Raw genomic sequence first — 19,176 nt, forward strand, 5'->3', positions numbered from 1 at the left:
CTCGTATCCAGTACCCTGACCCGCCGTCTGATCCTCTTGGCCACCATCACATCGTTCCAGACTCGTTGCTCTTCAGCAATTTTACCCCGCCACAGCCGGTCGGCACCTTTTACGACAGCCTCCTGTTGATGGGGGCAAACTCCTGCGCCGCTGACGGCTGGCGATCGGGTCGAGCAAAATCACGCGTGACTGCGCAATCAATCGCTGTGGCAAACAATGTCCGTTGGCGGGACGGTGAGGTGCGCGGAGACCACCGGGACGAAGCGCGACCCCTGGACTCGCGGTGGGACAGTCACGTGCCGGCACGAGAAGAACATGTGGTCCGACCGGGGGCGCTGGGGTACCCCGTGGAACGGCGGTGACACCGGGCAGGAGCGTTGAACCCGCCCACTCAAGGGTCGTCCCCTGATCCGCCATCCCCCGGGGTTGCCCCGAATTCGAGCCCTGCCGGAAGGGCCTCATTCCGCCCTTCGTCGGCTGGGCATCCGTCTGACGTCGGCGCCTTTCCGCGATGCACCGGTGCATCGCCCTTGAGCGGGATGCCCGAAAGCATCCCGCAGCGACAGCGCTACTCGACGAGAAACTCGCGCATCATGCCCATGTCCTCATGCTCGAGGTTATGGCAATGCACCATGAAAACGCCCTTGTAACTCTTGTAGGGCTTGATGATCCGGACCTTTTCGCCGGGCATCACCAGCACGGTATCCTTCCAGCCGCTGTCGATGAAGCCTTCCTTGACGGTCGCATAGTCCTCCGCTTCCTCGGCACCGATGCTGCGACTGATGATCTGGAACGGTTCTTCGTGCAAGTGGATTGGATGAGCCATGGACATCATCATCCCCATGCCTCCCATGCCTCCCATGCCTCCCATGCCTCCCCCGCCTGACTTTCCCTCGCCGCCATGCTGCATTCCGCCCATTCCGCCCATTCCGCCCATTCCGCCCATTCCGCCCATTCCGCCCATGCCGTGCTGCATTCCGCCGCCGGGCATCTGATCAGGCTTACTGTCGCCCTCATGGCCACCGGGTTTCGCCTCCGCGCCCGACGCACCGCCCCCGTGACCGCCCTCGCCACCGTGAGCGTGGAAGATCTGCACCAGTTGCAGCGTGTTGAACGGGATGCGCTCGCTGGGCAGGAAGTCATTGGGGGCGTAAGGCCGTCCGTTCAGCAGCATCGCACCCGGTGCCTCGGAAATTCCGAGTGGGATCGGATTGTTTGGATTAGCGGTGTCCTCGATGCGAAAACGGGTGAATTTGCTGAGTTGCGTCGGCAGGCTCGGGCTCTCGCTGACTTTGCGGGTTACCCGCACTGTAAAAATCGGGTAGTCGCTGCCGACCGGAAGCTGGCTCCCCATCATGCCCATGCCGCCGTGCATGCCACCCATGCCCATTCCGCCACCCATACCGTGGCCGCCACCGTCCATGGATTTTCCGTCACCGCCGTGGCGCATGCCGCCCATCATGCCCATTCCGCCGCCCATCCCACCCATCATGCCCATCCCCATCTTGGGCAGGACACCAGTAAAGGGCCGGCTTCGCATCACGAGTTGTGAGCCCACCGGGCGTCCGCTGAAATCGGCCCAGATGTCGAGCCGTTCGCCGGGGCCGAGCATCAGATAAGGCTTGGTCTCCGGCGTCTCGAGCAGCCCGCCATCCACACCGATCACGGTCAACGGAGAGCCGTCGTCCCAGGCGAGCTTGTAAATGCGGGCATTCGATCCGTTGAGGACGCGAAGCCGATAGGCTCGGGTGGCGACGTCGACGCTGAAATCCGGCTTTCCGTTGACCAGGATCCGGTTGCCGTGGAAGCCCATCATGCGGTCATGCATGCTGCGCGCGTAAACCAACTGGTTCTGATCGTCAAACAGCCGGTCCTGAATCACGATCGGGATCTCGTATTCACCTGCCGGCAGTCCCAGCTTCTGCTCCTCGGGATCGCTCACCAGCATCGCGCCGGCCAAGCCTTGGTAGACTTGGCGCCCGGTGATGCCATGGGTATGCGGGTGATACAGAATCATGCTCGCCCGGTTGCGCATTTCGAACTCGTAGACGAAGGTCTGTCCCTTGTCCAGTGCGTAGACCGGGTGCCCATCCATCAAGGCCGGCACATTCAAGCCATGCCAGTGCGTAATCGTTGGTTCGTCGAGTTCGTTGCGCAGATGGATCCGTATCTTCTGCCCGTTCTGGAAGCGCATCAGCGGTCCCAGGTAGGACCCCGGCAGTACGGCCAGCGAATTCTCGGGGCCGTTCACCAGCCGTCCGATGTATTGCTGTACGCGGGTTGCCTGCCCGGGCAGGATCGATACCGTGCCGGGCCGGCAGATCAATTCCAGTTCCACATCTGGCTTGAAGTCGGGCGAAGCCCGGTTGGGTGCCATTCTGGGCATGTCGCCCATGCCCTCCATGGCGCGTAGCCACGTTGGCAGGCCGGCATAAGCCATCAGGCCGAGACCGCTTTGGTACAGGAAACGGCGGCGGGAAACACTATTGCGATTGCGCATATAACCTCCTCGGACGTCATCGTCTCTTATCGGTGGCCGCACCCCATGGATGGGGTCCGGGGTCTGAAGTCCTTCTCGGCTGCGATCGCCGCCGGAGAGAACGAACCTTGGAACCTGACGGCGCAAGTATTAGCCTGAACTTATGCCGTGTCCATACCCGCCGTATCGGCGGTCACGCGTGACCGGCGCGTGGCATGCCCGGTTGCCGGATGCCCCGTTCGAAGCGACAGGAGAGCCGACATTCCGTGGAACCCGGAACCCGTCCAGCGGGGCCGGCTCGACGCAGGCCGTCCGTCGGCGAGCGACGACCGAATGTCATCACCGGGGCTCGGCGGCGTCGCCGCCACCGCATGCGGCAGGCCCAAGCCAGCGCGACAGCGCCAAGCGCAATTGCTCTCCGCGCACCGGCTTCGTCAGGTAATCATCCATGCCGGAGGCGAGACACCGCTCGCGGTCGCCAGGCAACGCATGGGCCGTCAGCGCTATCACCGGCACTCCGTGGTCGAGTACTCGGGACCCGGGATCGCGAATGATTTGCGTCGTCTGGTAACCGTCGAGCTCGGGCATCTGGCAGTCCATCAGGATCACGTCGTAGCGTTGCTGCGCGAGTGCCTCGAGGCACTCGCGGCCATTGATGACGGCGTCGACACGATGGCCGAGACGACCCAGTAGCGCCAGCAACACCGTGCGATTCACCGGGTTGTCCTCGACGAGCAGCACTCTGGCTGGCGGGAGCGCCGCCTCTCCGTCCGGCGGTTGCCGGTCGCCGAGCAAAGCGGCGGCTGCCGCCGACCTGCTGTTGCCGAAGGTCGCTGTGAACCAAAACGTCGAGCCGCTCCCCAAGTCGCTGACAACGCCGGATTCGCCCTGCATCAGGGTAACCAGGCGACGACTGATCGCCAAGCCCAGACCGGTGCCGCCGAACCGCCGGGTTGTCGAGCTGTCGACCTGCACGAACGGGCTGAACAGGGTCGCCAGCCGGTCGCTCGGTATGCCTATACCCGTGTCCGAAACCGTAAAGCGGAGCTTTACCGAATCGTCTGAGGAGGAATCCAGGGTAATGCGCAACACGATCTCGCCCTGCTCGGTAAACTTGACCGCATTGCCGATGAGGTTCATCAGAATTTGCCGGAGGCGGACCGGATCGCCGACCAGTTGGTCGGGCAAATCCGGCTCCAGGTCGCAACGCACCTGCAACGGCTTGGTGCCGATCTCGACGCTGAACAGGCGAAGGACGGCAAGAGCCTGCTCGCGCGGCGAAAAAGCGACATGCTCGAGTTCGAGTTTGCCGGCCTCGACCTTCGAAAAGTCCAGGACATCGTTGACCACGGCCAGCAGCGCCTCACCGCTGGCCTGGATGATGTCGAGATACTCCCGCTGCGACGGCAGGATATCGCCCGCCGACAGCAGCTCAGTCGCACTCAGGATGCCGTTCAGCGGCGTCCGAATCTCATGGCTCATGTTCGCCAGAAATTCGGACTTGGCAACGCTGGCTTTTTCTGCGGCATCCTTGGCCTGCTGGAGGGCTTCCTGGGTCCGCAGCCGCTCGGAAACGTCGACGATGGAACTCAGCACCATCGGGCCTGCATCAGTCTCGATCGGGTTCAGGCCGATCTCCACAGGAAACGTCGATCCATCCTTGCGCTGCGCGAACAATTCGCGACCGCCGGCATTCATGGGCCGAACGGCAGGCCGAGCCAGATAGGCCGCGCGGTTCCGTGCATGCTGCGCCCGCTGCATCGTCGGCACCAGCATGTCCACGGCCTGCCCGACGAGTTCCTCACGCGAGTAACCGAACCAGGACTCTGCCTGCGCGTTCGCCAGCTGGATAACACCCTGCGCATCCACCAACAGCAAGGCATTCGCCGACGACTCCACGACCAGCCGAAAGCGCTGTTCCGCACGTTTGCGCTCGGTAATGTCGCGGCCCTCGGGCAGCAGATACGCGATTCGACCATCCAGGTCGGCGATGGGAGTGAGAGAAAACTCGATATGACGGATCGCACCATCAGCCGCCGGGTGTGTGGTCTCGAAGCGGGCGGCAACGCCGGACCTAGCGCGCTCGATCGCATCGTCGAGCTTTGCCTGCTCGTCGGTCGAATGATCCCACCAAGGCGTGTTTCGGAACGGTATGCCCAGCACCTGTGTGGCCTCGACGCCGGCAAAGCGCAATGCCGTCCGGTTGACATCAACCAGACAACCATCCAGATCGAGCAGCCCGATGAAGTGGGAACTGTTGTCAAGGATAGCGCGGTAACGCATCCGGGCCTCCCGGCGCTCCGCTTCGGCCTGCTTGCGCCCGGAGACGTCGTGCAGCGAACCGACCACCCCGCCTGAGTCGAGGCGCGAGGCAACCGCTTCGAACACGAGCGCGCCACCTAGGGCATTCGAGACGCGGATCTCCGCATGTCCCGCCCCCGGACGTAAGCAGGACGGTAGCGCATCCCACAGACTCCTGTCCTGGTCGACAACGAACTCCGCGAGGGCGCGGCCGAGACAGCTATCGCGAGGGTATTTGAGGATCCGCTCCCAGGCTGCGTTCAGGAAGACGATCCGCCCCTGGGCATCGGTCTCGAAAACGATCTCCCGCAATTGGTCCAGTCGTGAGCGGGCAGCGTCCTCCGCCGCCGCGAGTGCCTCGATGAGCCGGTGTCGGGCCTGGATCCCAAGTTCATCCTGCATGGCAATTCCCCGGCAGCGCTATCGGCCGTGCAGCATTTCGCCGACCATCTCGCGGCTGGTCATCACGCGCGCATAAAGAGGGTAGATCTGGGTGACGTAAAAATCCTGCTCGACCAGGGTACGTCCGGACACGCAGTCGGACAGCACGGTCACGCGATAACCCCTTTCGAAAGCGGCACGGCCGGTGGAATCGATGCAGATTGAGGCCACAACCCCGCACAACACGACATCGGTGATCGCTCTTGCCGCGAGTACCTCGTCGAGTTCGGTGTTGGAAAAAGCGTTCAGGCCTCGCTTTCCGGGCACCTCGAGCAGCCGGTCACCATAACGGAGCAGTTCCGGGATGGTGGCACCGCCGGTCGAGCCGGCCCGAAAGGCACCCGCGTCCCGGATGGTGCGCAGGATACCGACGGGCTCGATCAGTTCCTCGTACGCCGGCGTGAACAGGATCGGCGTGGTGATCATCAGCGCCCGCGTAGCGGCCAGGGCATCGATCATGAACAGCGTATTGTCGAGGGTATGTGTCACCTGCGCCGGCTTCTCGATGACCGCATGCAGCGCACCATCCGGCGAAAAGTAGTCATTCTGGTAACCGACCAACAGGATCGCGGTCGTATTGGCATCCATGGCAGTACCCAGTTCGGCTGTTATGGAGTGGGTGCGGCTTGCGCGATGCAGAACCCAGGCCCTGTTGTACCGCGGGGCGCGGTCGTCGCGATTATGGGTTGCGCTCCCGGAGCGGTCAACGGTACCTTTCGGCGCTCCCTTGACCCGTCCCATACCCGCCAACGGCAGCAGAACCGCAGGAGCTTTCAGTGCCGAGTGGCACGGACCGTTGGACCTGCAAGCGAGATGAGGGAGAACGGGAGGGGTCGACCCACGGCACCGCTCGCTATGCGAAGGGGTACCTCGGTAGCAATGAAAATGGACTGCGGTTAGGGTAGGGTAGGAGCCTCCCTGGCCGTTCCGAGACACTCATGCGCATTCTTCTTATCGATGACCATCCGGTTTTTCGTGCAGGCCTGGAAACGCTGCTGCACCAGTTGGATCCATCGGTCGAGGTCATTCATGCCGGGAACTGCGGTGACGGGCTCCGGGCCAGCCGGAACGGTGCGCTGAACCTGGCATTCCTCGACCTTAACCTGCCTGACGGCCGCGACCTAGGCTGCCTGCGGGCCCTGAAGGCCGCGCGTCCGACACTGCCGGTGGTGCTGATCTCGGGAGACCGAACCGGCCGCGAGGTAATCGAACAGGCACTCGAACTGGGAGCCATGGGCTTCGTCCCGAAATCCGAGGATGCCGATGCGATCATCGCCGCGCTTCGATCAGCCCTGGCCGGCGGGGTATTCCTGCCGGCGCATCTGGCCTCCGGCCAGCTGGAGCACCCGCCGCGCCGTTGCATCAGCCCCGGCCCGATGCCGAGCCACGGTTCCATCACCGCTGCGGTCGACCCGGTCCACTTCGGCATCACCAAACGTCAGGCAGAAGTGCTGCGTTATATCGTGCAGGGCTGGCCCAACAAGCATATCGCCAGCAAACTGGGCATTTCCGTACCCGTCGTCAAGAAGCACGTTAGCGATCTGCTGGCGCATTTCCGGGTGGTCAGCCGCACCCAGTTGGTCGCGCTGATTGCGGCACAGGGCGTAACGTTCGGCCCGCCAGAACCAAGCGATGCCCGGGATGAGGCAGCGGCCAGCTGAGTGTCCCGGGTCCACTCCTTGGGACGCGATTCGGGTCCGGCAGCGACCGCGGCAACCCGATCCCGGACGCAACAGACTCTCAGCCGACGCTAAACCGCCTTTTTGTCGGTCGCCGGAGCTGAGGCCTCGGCTCCGGCATGCTCTGGCGGGTGTAGCTTGACGAACACGTCGAATGCAAACCATAGGAAAAGCCAGCCCGGGACGGCCTCCACCATCAGGCCCTTCCGAGCGGTCGACCACAATCCAGCCGCGAGAAACAGCAGCGGCAGTAACAGCTTGATGTCCAGGGACAAACCGGTCCAACGGTGAATGCGGCGATTCAGATCCTCGGCGGCGCCGATGAAACCGGCCTCCGCTATCCCCGAGCCGTCCACTGACGGAAGGTGGCCGATGGACTCAACCATTACATCCAGATCTTCCAGCAAACCGAGCACACCCGCCGTACCGTGGCGCCCATGGTCGTAATGCAAGGTCAGACTGCCACTGACGGGATTGACCTTGACCTGATGCACGCCGTCGCGCTCTTCCAAACGGCTCTTCAGCCGCTGCAGCAAGCCAGCCAACTCATCACCACGACTGAGTTTGATCCGCAGACGTCCCGGCACCAGGCTGGCAATGCGAGCGGAATGACGGCGAGCGGGCGGTGCTGATGTCATCTGGCATCTTCCCTTCGATATGTTTCAGCCGCGACTAACCCGGCAAGCGAACGCGCTCACTTCGGCCAGAGCGCATGGCGCGCGGAACGCCCCGACAGCGGGATCCCGCAACTGCGGGGTCAGATCCAGTCGGAGTCACTGGCACCGTCGTCCAGGTAGGGGTCGTCGGCGTCGTTGGCAAAAAATGGACTTGCCTCAGGCTCCGACTGCTGCAAATCCGCAAGCTCGGAGCTGTCCGTACCGTAGTAGTTGTTTATGACCGTCTGTTCCGTCAACTGCTCGCCCGTCGGATCCAGCCATGAGGACCCCATCCCGTGATGGTGTCCGAGCAGGCCTTCGAGCCCCTGGAACAAAAACGACCCGGCGACGACACCGGCTGCCGTTGTGGCCACATTGCCGAGGAAGCTGCCGCCACCCGCCATCGGCGCGGCGGTGACGCCCGCGGGGCCCGACGAAGGAACGCGATAGTGGCTGGCACCCGGGACCGCCACGCGGTCAGATGCCGGCTCGGATTGAGGCGCCCAAGGATTGCGCCCACCCAGGAAGCTGTCCTCGCTGGCAACGGGGACCGCGCGTCGCGCCTGCTCCAGTTCGGCGATTCTCGCCTTGGCTGCATCCAATGCCTGCTCGACCAGCATCGCCCGCTGCACCAGCAGATAGGCCGCGTCGGGCTGTCGGGCGGTCGCCTCCCGGATCAGGGAGTCGGCGTCGCGATCCTTGTCCGTCAGGCGCACTTCCGTCAACTGCTCCAGAAAACGGGACAAAGCTTGGCGTTCTTGGGAATTCATACGGGCTCCGATTGACACGGTCTGCTGGTACTGCCTTGCATCGTTGGGGCGCCAGGCAGAAAAATCAAGCTCACGGAGGCTGAGGCGCCCGATCCATGGTCCCGTTGAACACCCGAACACGGAGTGCCGCCCCGCGTTTCATATGCAGGAAGGCGGCTTAGGGAGACCGCCGATCCGGCACGCCAGCTTTAGCGGACCGTCCGGAAACAATCGGTGAAGATAACGGCTATTGCCCTTATCGTCGCCCAGGGTCTTCTGGATCGCCTTGACGAACATCCGCATATTCGGCAGGTGGCGGTAACGCCGGTAATAATCCTGCATGAACCGGATGATCTCCCAATGGGCATCGGTCAATTCGATCGCCACGTCGGCGGCGAGCGCCGCAGCGACGCCGGTATCCCAGTCGGACGCATCGAGCAGAAAGCCGTCATCCGTGGTCGCGATCTCCCGCACACCGACCATCAGCATCGTTCAACACCAGGTAACCGAGGTATCGCAAACGACCGTCAAATCGACGAAGCCCGCGAAATCGACCAACTCGGCGCGGGGAATCAGTCCCGATCCGCTGTGTCCCGCCGCGCTGGAGGGCTCCGCCAATACGCAGACCGCGACGTCCGCGGGCAGCGCTTCCAGCCGCGCCGCGTCGTCATGTCCGCGCCGTGCCGCGTCTGCAGCGCCGTCAATCAGCAGCAGCGCGTCGCCGCGGTTCAGGCTGGCCAGACACCGAGCAAGCGGCGGATCCGCCTGACTCGCCCGCGCCACGATATGCAGCACCCGCATCAGGCCACCTGTATCCGCTCGTGTTGCGTCATCAGATCAGGAATCCGGTCCTCGGCCAACATCGTCGCCGCAATCCGGCAGTCGCGCTCCGACAAGCCGCGAGCCTGCAACGACTCCACCCCCACGAAGACCTCCCGCACATCGTACAGATCGAGCGCACCCAGCATCGCCCAGGCCCGCTCATCACACGCGGACGCCGGCGTCGACAGCAGGTGCCGCACGCCCTCGTCAAGGAAAAGGACGCGGACTGGCTGATCGAAGGCCGCGAAGGTGAATACCATGTCGAGCGTCTCCGCCAGCGTGGAGCCGTCGCCCGGTCCAGTCCGAATCACGAACAGGAACTGGGGTGCCGCTGGCATCATGCGTTGAACACGACGCAGCGATCCGCACGAACACACGCATCGACCCACTGCCCGAGTCCGCCGGTGACGAACCCGGGCGCCAGCGCGACGTCTCCGGACCCTGACGGGTCGAGACCGCGGCGTTCCGCGGCCGACACGCACAAAATCAGTCGGAGCCCGCGCCGAGCCGCCAGTTCCGCCCACTCGCCCGCTGTCGGTCCAGCCGGCGAGTGAGCCGCCACCAGACCGGCGCAGACTCCGTCGTAGTAGAAAAAGACCAGCGAGATCTCGTGGCCTTTCGCCAGGGCGGCTCTGATAAACTGTAGAGCGTGCACTGCGGCCAGGGAAGTCCCAGTGGCACCGTTGACTTGAATCGCATACCGCATGGCCCAATTTTAAGGCATACCGCCGAGGCGGCACAGGTCTACAGACTGCCTGCCCCCTACACCATGGCAGCCGTACCGCGACAGCCGCTTCAGCAGCGAAAGATCCAGGCCCCGAAGGCCCAGGCGCCGATGATCCAATCCCGACCCTTCATCCTGTCCGCCCTGCTCGCAGCCCAGCTCTGTTGCGTTCCGCAGGCGCGCGCCGATGAACCACTGAATCTGCAGTTGCCGGATATCGGCGATCCGACCGGCACGAGCTTCACGCCGCTGCAGGAGCAACAGCTCGGCGAGGCCTTCTACCGCAACCTCCACGCTCAACTCGAAATCAGCCAGGACCCGGAGGCCACGGACTACATCCAGAATCTCGGCCAGCGCCTGACCACCAACAGCGACAAGCCGGAGCAGCCCTTCCACTTCTTTATCGTCAACAGCGCCCAGATCAACGCCTTCGCCGGGCCCGGCGGATTCATCGGGGTGAATTCCGGCCTGATCCTGGCATCCGAAACGGAAAGCGAACTGGCATCGGTCATGGCGCACGAAATCGCGCACGTGACGCAGCGCCATTTATTCCAGGCCTTCCAGGACTCGTCGCGACTGTCGCTGCCGATGGCCGCGGCCATGCTGGCGGCGATGCTGGTCGGCTCGCAGTCCGCGCAGGGCGGGCAGGCCGCACTGCTGGCCACGCAGGCGGCGATGGCACAGCATCAGATCAACTTCACCCGCGACAACGAAGCGGAAGCCGACCGGGTCGGCATGCAGATCCTGTCGAAATCGGCTTTCGATCCCCGCGGAATGCCGACTTTCTTCGAACGATTGCAGCAATCCACGCGTTTCTCCGGTCACTCCGCGCCGGAATTCCTGCTGACCCACCCGGTCACGACCTCACGTATCTCTGATACACGTGGCCGTGCCGACAGCTTCCCCTATCGCCAATATCCCGATTCGATCGTTTACCAGTTGATCAGGGCCAAGCTGCGGGTCGCCTCGACGCGCGACGCGAAGAATGCCGTAAGCTACTTCAAGCTCATCGAGGGCCAGGGAACGACCGAGCAACAGGATGTCGCCCGCTACGGCCTGGCGCTCGCGCTGATCCGCAACTTCCAGACCCGAGAAGGGCAAGACCTGTTGCGCCAGCTAATCCGGAAATACCCCGACCAGCCGTACTTCGTCAGCGCACTGGGCGAATCGCAGATGGAGGCGAAGGACTATGCCGCGGCCGAACAGACCTTTGAGGCGGGGCTCAAGCGCTTTCCGGACTACCGGTCCATGATGCTCAATTACGTGCGCACTTCGTTGACCGCGCGCAAACCGGAACAGGCCCGAAAGCTGCTCCAGCAGTACACGCTGCGCAACAAGCCGGGGCCGGGCATTTACGAGTTGATGGCCGAGATCTACGGGCAGCTCGGGCAGGAGGCCGAATCCCACCGTTTCGTCGCGGAGTATTACTACGCCTCGGGTCAGACCCGCGCCGCCATGCAGCAGCTAGTTCTCGCGCGACGCGCGGCCGGCGATAACCATTACGTGGCGGCGGTGATCGACGAACGCCTAAAGGAACTGCGCGAAGAAGAAATGGACCGGCGCAAGGAAGAGTGAGCGACTCAGTCCGGTCGTTCGAACCCGCGTTCGACCTCGCCGGCACGCCGCAACTCCCGTTTCAGAATCTTGCCGGCGGCGTTCCGCGGCAGCGCTGCGACGATTTCGATTTCGCGCGGCACCTGATGCCGGCCGAGATGCTGGCGACACCAGTCACGAATCGCCGCCTCCGTCAGCGAGCCGGGCTCGTGCAGTGCCACGAAGGCCGCGGGAATTTCCCCATGTAGACGGTGTGGCTGGCCGACCACGGCCACTTCCCGGACCTGCGGCAGTCGATGCACGACTTCCTCGATCATGCGCGGATAGACGTTCATGCCGTTGACGATGATCAGATCCTTCTTCCGGTCGACGATGCTGAAGTAGCCGTCTTCGTCGCGCATGCCGAGGTCACCGGTCAGGAACCATGAACCGGAAAATGAGGCCGCCGTTTCGTCCGGCAGATTCCAGTAGCCCTTAAATACATTCGCCCCGCGCACAGCGATCTCGCCGACCTCCCCGTCCGGCAGTTCGCGGCCATCCTCATCCAGAATCCGCATCTCGACGCCGGGCACCGGCAGTCCGACAGTGCCCGGTTTGGCCTTGCCGCCAATCGGGTTCACGCACGTCACCGGGGAACATTCGGTTGGGCCGTCACCTTCGTAGATGGGTATCCCGAACATCGCCTCGAACTGGGTCAGCACGGCCACCGGCAGGGCCGCGCCACCCGACACGCAAAAACGCAGCGACCGCAAGCCGCTGCGACGATCCTCCTTCAGCTTGAGAAACATCGTGAACATGCTCGGCACACCCAGGAAAATGGTCGCCCCGGTCGCCTCAATGACCCTCGCAACCTGATCGGGGTCGAACTTCGGCACTGGCACCAGCGCGCAACCGCAGGTGAGCGGCGTCAGCAGGCCGACAGTCGCTGCGAACGCATGAAACATGGGCAAGACGACCAGCACGACGTCATCGCCCGGGCGCCAGTGCATGGCCGAGTGGACGCTGCGCGTGTTGGCCAACAGATTGCCGTGACTCAGCATGGCTCCTTTCGGCCGACCCGTAGTCCCTGAGGTGTAGAGAATCGCGGCAAGGTCCTCGGAAGTCAGCGGCGGCAGCGCGGTCGGGCCCTGCTTGCTGGCCAGCACATCGCTCCAGGCGAGCGCAGCGTCTTCTGCGTCACCGGTACTGATGCATAGACGCAGACTGGCAACCGACGCCATCAACTGACGACCCGCAGCGGCCAGCTGCGGATGAACGACCAGCGCCGTGGCAGCGGAGTCGTTCAGTATGTACGCGAGTTCCTCGTGCGAAAGCAGCAAGTTGCAGGGAACGACGACGGCACCGGCTGTCACGATGCCCAAGTAGGCGACCGCGAACTCGGGGCAGTTGGGACAGTACAGGGCGACACGGTCGCCCTTGCCGACTCCGTGTGTTGCGAGCGTCGCGGCCACAGCCCCGCAGTCGTCGCTCAAGGTCGCGTAGCTGATCGGATCCCGGTCGGGTAGGACGATGGCCGGCGCGTCACCGTGACACTCGACCACGCTCTGAAAGGCTTCTCGCAGGGAGTCAGGCATAGCGCACCAGCGTGATTGGGACCTGTGAAGCCCGAAAATTAGACCGGCAGGGTCTGGCCGCGCGCCAGTTTCGGCAGTTTGCCCTCCAGCCCCATCGCATAGCGCATGAAGTACGTCTTGGCGGGCCCAAAGCGCTCCGCGAATCCAAGCCCCAGGTTTCGCACCACCTTAAGCGGTGCGCTCGAATTGCCGAAGGCGCGGTAGAACAGATCCATTGCCGTCATCATCATCAAGTTGCCGCTGCGGCGCATGCGCTCGTACTCGCGCAGCACCTCCATCGACGCAATGTCGCGACGCTGGCTTGCCGCGCGGACCAGGACTTCGGCCAGTGCAGCCGCATCCAGCAAGCCGATATTGACGCCCTGCCCGGCCAGCGGATGGATCATGTGCGCCGCGTCGCCGATCAGTGCGATGCCCTGCTTGACATAGCCGAGTGCATGCTGGCGCCGCAGTGGAAAACTGCCTCGCGCGACGATGCTCCGGATTTCACCGAGACAATCGGGAAACGCAGCGTGCACGGCCGCGAGCAGTTCGGCATCGGGCAACGCCCTGAGTCGCTTGACCTCGTCGGGCGTGTGGTACCACACGAGCGATGCGTAAGGCCCGGTCAGCGGGAGGAAGGCCCGGGGCCCGGTCGGGGTGAAATGCTGCCAGGTGATGTCCTGCTGTCCGTAAGCTGTCTCGACGGTGAGCACCAGCGCCTGCTGTTCGTAGTCCCAGTGGCTGACCCCCATCCCGGCAACCTGACGCACCCGTGAGAAACCGCCGTCGGCGGCAATCATCAAACGGGAGGAAAGCGTCCGCCCGTCGTCGAGCGCCACGGTCGAACCATTCGGGTCGTAATCGATCGAGCGGGTGCTCGCCGGGCAAAACAGTTCGACGTTCGAGAAGGCCGGAATGCGGTCCAGCAACGCGAGTTGGATGACCCGGTTCTCGACGATGTAGCCGAGCACCGATTCATTGATGTCCGCACTGCGAAACTCCACATCGCCCCGCTCTTCCCAGACGCGCATGCGCCGAAAAGGACAGGCGCGGCGCTCGGTGATCCCACGCCATGCACCGACCGTGCTGATGATGCTGGCGGAGGCGATGCTGACGGCCGACACACGCACATCGCGCGGTTGCTCGGCCGAAAAAGCCGGCGGCCGCTCCCCCTCGACCACAGCGACACGCAACGAACTTCCGCCGAGCGCACAGGCCAGCGTCGCACCGACCATGCCACCGCCGACGATCACCACATCATATTCTTGAGTCATTTTGTTCCCCATCGGCGGCGCTCCACACAGGAACGCGCTTCGCCCATCGCTTTATTGTCGAATTCAAATTTTACCCTAGGAGCACAGTCCCCGGCTTGAAAACGCGACAGCCAACGCATATGCTTTCTAGCCATTTTTGTCTTTGGCGACAGCCTCATCCGCCCCCTTACCTGCAACGCCTGACGCGGTGAGATCGCTGCCGGACTGCGGCAGCGGGTGGGGGCCACTCGGCAACAGCCGGGTGCTTGAGATGCATGCTGCAGCGGCCAACTCGAGGAAATCCATGAGTCATTTTGCGCTACCGACGAAGCAAGGGCTGTACGACCCCCGTCACGAACACGATGCCTGCGGTGTAGGATTCATCGCACACATCAAGGGGAAGAAGAGCCATCACATTATCCAGCAGGGCCTGGAGTTACTGCGCAATCTGACCCACCGAGGCGCGGTCGGTGCCGACCCGCTCGCCGGCGACGGCGCCGGTATTCTATTGCAGATCCCGGATGCTTTCCTGCGCGGCGAGTGTGCCAAGCTCAAGATCGAACTGCCGCCTGCAGGCCACTACGGCGTCGGGATGGTGTGCCTGCCGCAGGATGCTGCCAACCGCAAGACCTGCGAACAGATCACCGAAGAAATCATTGGGCGCGAAGGTCAGATCGTGCTCGGATGGCGTGACGTTCCAGTCGACAACAGCCCGCTGGGCAAGAGCGTGCTGCCGGTGGAACCCGTCAACCGCCAGATCTTGATCGGTCGGGGCACGAACTGCGCCGACCAGGACGTTTTCGAGCGCAAGCTGTTCGTGATCCGGAAACAGATCGAGAACACCGTCCGACAGTTGAACCTCAGCGACGGCGCAATGTTCTACTTCCCGTCGTTTTCATCCCGGACCCTGGTCTACAAGGGCATGCTGCTGGCTGATCAGGTCGGCGTGTATTACCGGGACCTCCAAAACGAAACGATGGTATCGGGCCTCGCGCTGGTACATCAGCGCTTCTCGACGAATACCTTCCCGACCTGGGACCTGGCTCATCCCTTCCGGATGATCGCCCATAACGGCGAAATCAATACCATCCGAGGCAACATCAACTGGATGGCGGCACGCCGTCAGTCGATGTCGTCGGAATTGCTGGGCGAGGATCTGGAGAAGATCTGGCCGCTGATCGCCGAGGGCCAGTCCGACTCGGCCTGTTTCGACAACGCGCTCGAACTGCTGGTCGCCGGGGGCTATAGCCTGGTGCACGCAATGATGCTGCTGATCCCCGAGGCGTGGGCGGGGAACCCGTTGATGGATCAGAAGCGGCGGGCCTTCTACGAATACTACTCGGCGCTGATGGAACCTTGGGACGGCCCTGCGGCTGTCGCCTTCACCGATGGCCGGCAGATCGGTGCCACGCTGGATCGGAACGGTCTGCGCCCGGCCCGTTACCTGATTACCGATGACGATTATGTGATCATGGCGTCGGAGATGGGTGTGCTGACGGTCCCCGAGCACAAGATCATCAAGAAATGGCGCCTGCAGCCGGGCAAAATGTTCCTGATCGACACCGAGGAAGGCCGCATCATCGACGACGCGGAGATCAAGGCGTCGCTGGCCGAACGGGCGCCCTATCAGCGCTGGCTCGACCAGACCCAGATCCATCTCGAGGACCTGCCGCCCGAGGTGGCAGCGATGCCGCCCGACCCGAAGACCCTACTGGATCGCCAGCAAGCCTTCGGTTACACCCAGGAAGACATCAAGGTCTTTTTCCGGCCGATGGCACTGAGCGGGCAGGAACCCGTCGGTTCGATGGGCACCGATGCGGCGCTGGCCGTGCTGTCGAATCGCCCGCGCTTGCTGTACGACTACTTCAAGCAGGGTTTCGCTCAGGTCACGAACCCGGCCATCGACCCGATCCGCGAAGAACTGGTCATGTCGCTGGTCTCGCACATCGGGCCCCGCCCCAACCTGCTGGCGCTGGGCGCGGGCGGCAACAACATGCGGCTCGAGGTACACCAGCCCATCCTCAGCAACCGCGACCTGGAAAAGGTGCGGCGCATCGAGGCACGGACCGGCGGCGCGTTCAAGACCAAGACGCTAAGCATCTGTTTTCTCGCCGAGACCGGCGCCTCCGGTATGGAACCGGCTCTGCGGGCCCTGTGCGAAAGCGCGCAGCGCGCGGTGGAGGACGGCAACAATATCCTGATCCTGTCGGATCGTCAGATGGATGCCGAGCATGTCGCGATTCCGGCGCTGCTCGCCACCTCGGCAGTCCATCATCACCTGATCCGCGCCGGGCTCCGGACCGTGGTCGGACTGGTGGTCGAAACCGGCGAGGCGCGCGAGGTGCATCACTTCGCGCTATTGGCCGGCTACGGGGCCGAGGCGTTGAATCCGTATCTTGCATTCGACACCTTGTCCGATCTACGCCGTCAACTGCCCGAGGCCGTGTCCGACGAGGAAGTCCACAAGCGCTACACGAAGGCGATTGGCAAAGGTCTGCTGAAGATCATGTCGAAGATGGGTATCTCCACCTATCAGTCCTATTGCGGCGCGCAGATCTTCAATGCGATCGGCCTGAGCGATGCACTGCTGGCAGCGTATTTCACCGGCACCGACTGCACGACTGACGGCGCGGGCCTGATCGAGATCGCCGAAGAAACCGTTCGCCGTCATCGCCTTGCGTTCAGCGATGCACCGCTTTATCGCGGTGCGCTCGATGTCGGCGGAGAATTCGCCTATCGCGTGCGAGGTGAGGACCATGCCTGGACGCCGGACACGATCTCGAAGCTGCAGCATGCGACGCGCAAGAACGACTGGAGCCAGTACGTCGAGTACACCAAGAGCATCAACGAGCAAAACGAACGCCTGCTGACGCTGCGGGGCTTGCTCGATTTCAAGCTGGCCGACGAACCGGTCCCGCTCGATGAAGTCGAGTCGGCCAAAGAGATCGTCAAGCGTTTCGCGACCGGCGCGATGTCGTTCGGCTCGATCTCTTACGAAGCCCATACGACGCTCGCCATCGCGATGAACCGGATCGGCGGCAAGTCGAACACGGGCGAAGGCGGTGAACTGCCAGAACGGTTCATCCCGCTGCCCAATGGCGACTCGATGCGCTCGGCAATCAAACAGGTCGCATCCGGACGTTTCGGCGTCACGGCCGAGTATCTGGTCAATGCCGATGACATCCAGATCAAGGTCTGCCAGGGTGCGAAGCCCGGCGAAGGTGGCCAGTTGCCCGGTCACAAGGTCGACGCCGTGATCGCCAAGGTGCGGCATTCGACCCCTGGCGTCGGCCTGATCTCGCCGCCCCCGCACCACGACATCTATTCGATCGAGGATCTGGCCCAGTTGATCCACGACCTGAAGAACGTCAACCCGGCGGCCCGCATCAGCGTGAAACTGGTCTCCGAGGTCGGTGTCGGGACGGTGGCAGCCGGCGTTGCGAAGGCGCATGCCGACCACGTGACGATCGCCGGCTATGACGGCGGTACCGGGGCGAGCCCGATCACCTCCATCAAACACGCCGGTCTGCCATGGGAGATCGGCTTGGCCGAAACGCATCAGACACTGGTCCTGAATCGCCTCCGCGGGCGGATTTCGGTTCAGGCCGATGGTGGCATGCGGACCGGCCGCGACGTCGTGATTGCCGCGCTGCTCGGTGCCGACGAGTTCGGCTTCGCAACGGCACCACTGATCGTCACCGGCTGTATCATGATGCGGAAGTGCCATCTGAACACCTGCCCGGTCGGCGTCGCCACGCAGGATCCGGAACTGCGCAAGCGGTTCTCCGGCCAGCCGGAACATGTCGTCAACTTCTTCTTCTTCATCGCGGAGGAAGTCAGGCAGTGGATGGCCAAGCTCGGCTTTCGCCGCGTCGACGAGATGATCGGTCGTTCCGACCGACTCGACATGCGGAAAGCCATCACGCAGTGGAAGGCGTCGAAGATCGACCTGTCGCGGATGCTCTACACGCCGCCGGCCGGGCCGGACGTCGCGATCTACAATTGCGAGCGGCAGGACCACGGCCTGGACCAGGCCCTGGACCACCAGCTGATCGCGCGGGCCAAGCCGGCCCTGGACCAGCGCCAGGCCGTGCAGATCAGCACCGAGATCCGCAATTTCAACCGCACGGTCGGCGCCATGCTGTCCGGCGAGGTCGCGAAGCGCTACGGACATGCGGGCCTCCCCGACGACACGATCTACATCAAGGCGAAGGGCATTGCGGGCCAGAGCTTCGGCGCGTTCCTGGCGGCCGGCGTGACCATCGAACTCGAGGGCGAAGCCAACGACTATGTCGGCAAGGGCCTGTCGGGCGGACGACTGGTCGTTTACCCGCCAAAGGAATGTCCCATCGTCCCGCATGACAACATCATCGTCGGGAATACCGTGCTGTATGGCGCTATTGGCGGCGAATGCTACTTCCGAGGCGTTGCCGGGGAGCGCTTCGCGGTGCGCAATTCCGGGGCGATCGCCGTCGTCGAGGGCGTCGGCGATCACGGCTGTGAATACATGACCGGTGGTGTCGTCGTCGTACTCGGCGAGACCGGACGCAACTTTGCAGCCGGGATGTCCGGGGGCGTGGCCTACGTGCTGGATGGGAATGGCGATTTCTCCGCTCGATGCAATCTGGCGATGGTGGAGCTCGAGCCGATCCTGGCCGAGGACAGCGCCCTCGAGAAGGCCGAGCACCAGGGCGGTGATCTCGAAATGCACGGCCTGGTAGACCTGTTGCGCGACATGACACGCCACGACCTGCAGCGCATTCGCACCCTGGTGGAAAAGCATCTCCACTATACCGGGAGCGAGCGGGCACGCGAGATTCTGGACAACTGGTCCGAGTACGCCGGCCGATTCATCAAGGTCATGCCGGTGGATTATCGCCGCGCTCTGGAAACCATGCAGGCTTCCAGCACACGCTCTGAAGCGCACCACTAGCCGCCGCCGCGAAATCGCGCCTGCGATGC

General features: G+C 63.4%; 14 protein-coding genes. 3 read left to right on the forward strand and 11 right to left on the reverse strand.

Annotation, left to right across the window (positions count from 1 at the left end):
• Positions 1–568: 568 nt before the first annotated feature.
• From BWR02_RS00005 to BWR02_RS00015, 3 genes are all read right to left on the reverse strand, one after another.
• A complete protein-coding gene (locus BWR02_RS00005) occupies positions 569–2,500 on the reverse strand; it encodes a multicopper oxidase family protein (RefSeq protein ID WP_139555747.1) in 1,932 nt (643 codons plus the stop codon).
• Positions 2,501–2,818: 318 nt separating this feature from the next.
• The gene (locus BWR02_RS00010) at positions 2,819–5,182 is read right to left on the reverse strand and encodes a PAS domain S-box protein (RefSeq protein WP_139555748.1); all 2,364 of its coding nucleotides are present in this window, start codon (positions 5,180–5,182) and stop codon (positions 2,819–2,821) included.
• Positions 5,183–5,200: 18 nt separating this feature from the next.
• On the reverse strand, positions 5,201–5,809 hold the full coding sequence (locus tag BWR02_RS00015; RefSeq protein ID WP_139555749.1) for a cysteine hydrolase family protein: 609 nt from the start codon (positions 5,807–5,809) through the stop codon (positions 5,201–5,203).
• Between the two features lie 350 nt (positions 5,810–6,159).
• Between BWR02_RS00015 and BWR02_RS00020 the strand changes: the two genes are divergently transcribed.
• On the forward strand, positions 6,160–6,882 hold the full coding sequence (locus BWR02_RS00020; RefSeq protein ID WP_139555750.1) for a response regulator: 723 nt from the start codon (positions 6,160–6,162) through the stop codon (positions 6,880–6,882).
• Between the two features lie 89 nt (positions 6,883–6,971).
• Here the strand turns inward: BWR02_RS00020 and BWR02_RS00025 are convergent, their stop codons facing one another.
• The 6 genes from BWR02_RS00025 to tusD form a co-directional block, all read right to left on the reverse strand.
• On the reverse strand, positions 6,972–7,538 hold the full coding sequence (locus BWR02_RS00025; protein WP_139555751.1) for an HMA2 domain-containing protein: 567 nt from the start codon (positions 7,536–7,538) through the stop codon (positions 6,972–6,974).
• 119 nt (positions 7,539–7,657) lie between these two features.
• A complete protein-coding gene (locus BWR02_RS00030; RefSeq protein WP_139555752.1) occupies positions 7,658–8,326 on the reverse strand; it encodes a DUF2076 domain-containing protein in 669 nt (222 codons plus the stop codon).
• A gap of 138 nt (positions 8,327–8,464) precedes the next feature.
• Entirely contained in the window at positions 8,465–8,794 is a 330-nt protein-coding gene (locus tag BWR02_RS00035) for a TusE/DsrC/DsvC family sulfur relay protein (protein ID WP_139555753.1), read from the reverse strand.
• Between the two features lie 3 nt (positions 8,795–8,797).
• Positions 8,798–9,106, reverse strand: coding sequence for a DsrH/TusB family sulfur relay protein (locus BWR02_RS00040; RefSeq protein WP_139555754.1), 309 nt, complete (start codon positions 9,104–9,106; stop codon positions 8,798–8,800).
• Positions 9,106–9,468: a DsrE family protein gene (locus BWR02_RS00045; protein ID WP_139555755.1), complete on the reverse strand. Its 363-nt coding sequence runs from the start codon at positions 9,466–9,468 to the stop codon at positions 9,106–9,108. The genes BWR02_RS00040 and BWR02_RS00045 overlap by 1 nt, the downstream gene beginning before the upstream one ends.
• On the reverse strand, positions 9,465–9,833 hold the full coding sequence (tusD, locus tag BWR02_RS00050) for a sulfurtransferase complex subunit TusD (RefSeq protein WP_139555756.1): 369 nt from the start codon (positions 9,831–9,833) through the stop codon (positions 9,465–9,467). Before tusD ends, BWR02_RS00045 begins: the two co-directional genes overlap by 4 nt.
• Before the next feature lie 129 nt (positions 9,834–9,962).
• Here tusD and BWR02_RS00055 point away from each other — a divergent pair, with 129 nt between their 5' ends.
• Complete coding sequence (locus BWR02_RS00055; protein WP_139556175.1) at positions 9,963–11,426, forward strand: beta-barrel assembly-enhancing protease; 1,464 nt, start codon at positions 9,963–9,965, stop codon at positions 11,424–11,426.
• Positions 11,427–11,431: 5 nt separating this feature from the next.
• Here the strand turns inward: BWR02_RS00055 and BWR02_RS00060 are convergent, their stop codons facing one another.
• Both BWR02_RS00060 and BWR02_RS00065 read right to left on the reverse strand, forming a co-directional pair.
• Positions 11,432–12,979 (reverse strand): long-chain-fatty-acid--CoA ligase, encoded by a 1,548-nt coding sequence (locus BWR02_RS00060; protein WP_139555757.1) that lies wholly within the window; start codon positions 12,977–12,979, stop codon positions 11,432–11,434.
• Between the two features lie 38 nt (positions 12,980–13,017).
• Complete coding sequence (locus BWR02_RS00065) at positions 13,018–14,235, reverse strand: FAD-dependent monooxygenase (protein ID WP_139555758.1); 1,218 nt, start codon at positions 14,233–14,235, stop codon at positions 13,018–13,020.
• A 283-nt stretch (positions 14,236–14,518) separates the two neighbouring features.
• On the opposite strand from BWR02_RS00065, the gene gltB reads away from it, so the two are divergent.
• Positions 14,519–19,147 (forward strand): glutamate synthase large subunit, encoded by a 4,629-nt coding sequence (gltB, locus tag BWR02_RS00070; RefSeq protein WP_139555759.1) that lies wholly within the window; start codon positions 14,519–14,521, stop codon positions 19,145–19,147.
• Positions 19,148–19,176 lie beyond the last annotated feature (29 nt).

Origin of the sequence: Methylotetracoccus oryzae (assembly GCF_006175985.1) — a bacterium.
Lineage (GTDB): Bacteria > Pseudomonadota > Gammaproteobacteria > Methylococcales > Methylococcaceae > Methylotetracoccus > Methylotetracoccus oryzae.

Coding starts and splice junctions, on each gene's coding strand:
- BWR02_RS00025 (WP_139555751.1), bottom strand. CDS start 7,538: ATGACATCAGCACCGCCCGCTCGCCGTCATTCCGCTCGCATTGCCAGC.
- BWR02_RS00065 (WP_139555758.1), bottom strand. CDS start 14,235: ATGACTCAAGAATATGATGTGGTGATCGTCGGCGGTGGCATGGTCGGT.
- BWR02_RS00010 (WP_139555748.1), bottom strand. CDS start 5,182: ATGCAGGATGAACTTGGGATCCAGGCCCGACACCGGCTCATCGAGGCA.
- gltB (WP_139555759.1), top strand. CDS start 14,519: ATGAGTCATTTTGCGCTACCGACGAAGCAAGGGCTGTACGACCCCCGT.
- BWR02_RS00030 (WP_139555752.1), bottom strand. CDS start 8,326: ATGAATTCCCAAGAACGCCAAGCTTTGTCCCGTTTTCTGGAGCAGTTG.
- tusD (WP_139555756.1), bottom strand. CDS start 9,833: ATGCGGTATGCGATTCAAGTCAACGGTGCCACTGGGACTTCCCTGGCC.
- BWR02_RS00020 (WP_139555750.1), top strand. CDS start 6,160: ATGCGCATTCTTCTTATCGATGACCATCCGGTTTTTCGTGCAGGCCTG.
- BWR02_RS00055 (WP_139556175.1), top strand. CDS start 9,963: ATGATCCAATCCCGACCCTTCATCCTGTCCGCCCTGCTCGCAGCCCAG.
- BWR02_RS00045 (WP_139555755.1), bottom strand. CDS start 9,468: ATGATGCCAGCGGCACCCCAGTTCCTGTTCGTGATTCGGACTGGACCG.
- BWR02_RS00035 (WP_139555753.1), bottom strand. CDS start 8,794: ATGCTGATGGTCGGTGTGCGGGAGATCGCGACCACGGATGACGGCTTT.
- BWR02_RS00005 (WP_139555747.1), bottom strand. CDS start 2,500: ATGCGCAATCGCAATAGTGTTTCCCGCCGCCGTTTCCTGTACCAAAGC.
- BWR02_RS00060 (WP_139555757.1), bottom strand. CDS start 12,979: ATGCCTGACTCCCTGCGAGAAGCCTTTCAGAGCGTGGTCGAGTGTCAC.
- BWR02_RS00015 (WP_139555749.1), bottom strand. CDS start 5,809: ATGGATGCCAATACGACCGCGATCCTGTTGGTCGGTTACCAGAATGAC.
- BWR02_RS00040 (WP_139555754.1), bottom strand. CDS start 9,106: ATGCGGGTGCTGCATATCGTGGCGCGGGCGAGTCAGGCGGATCCGCCG.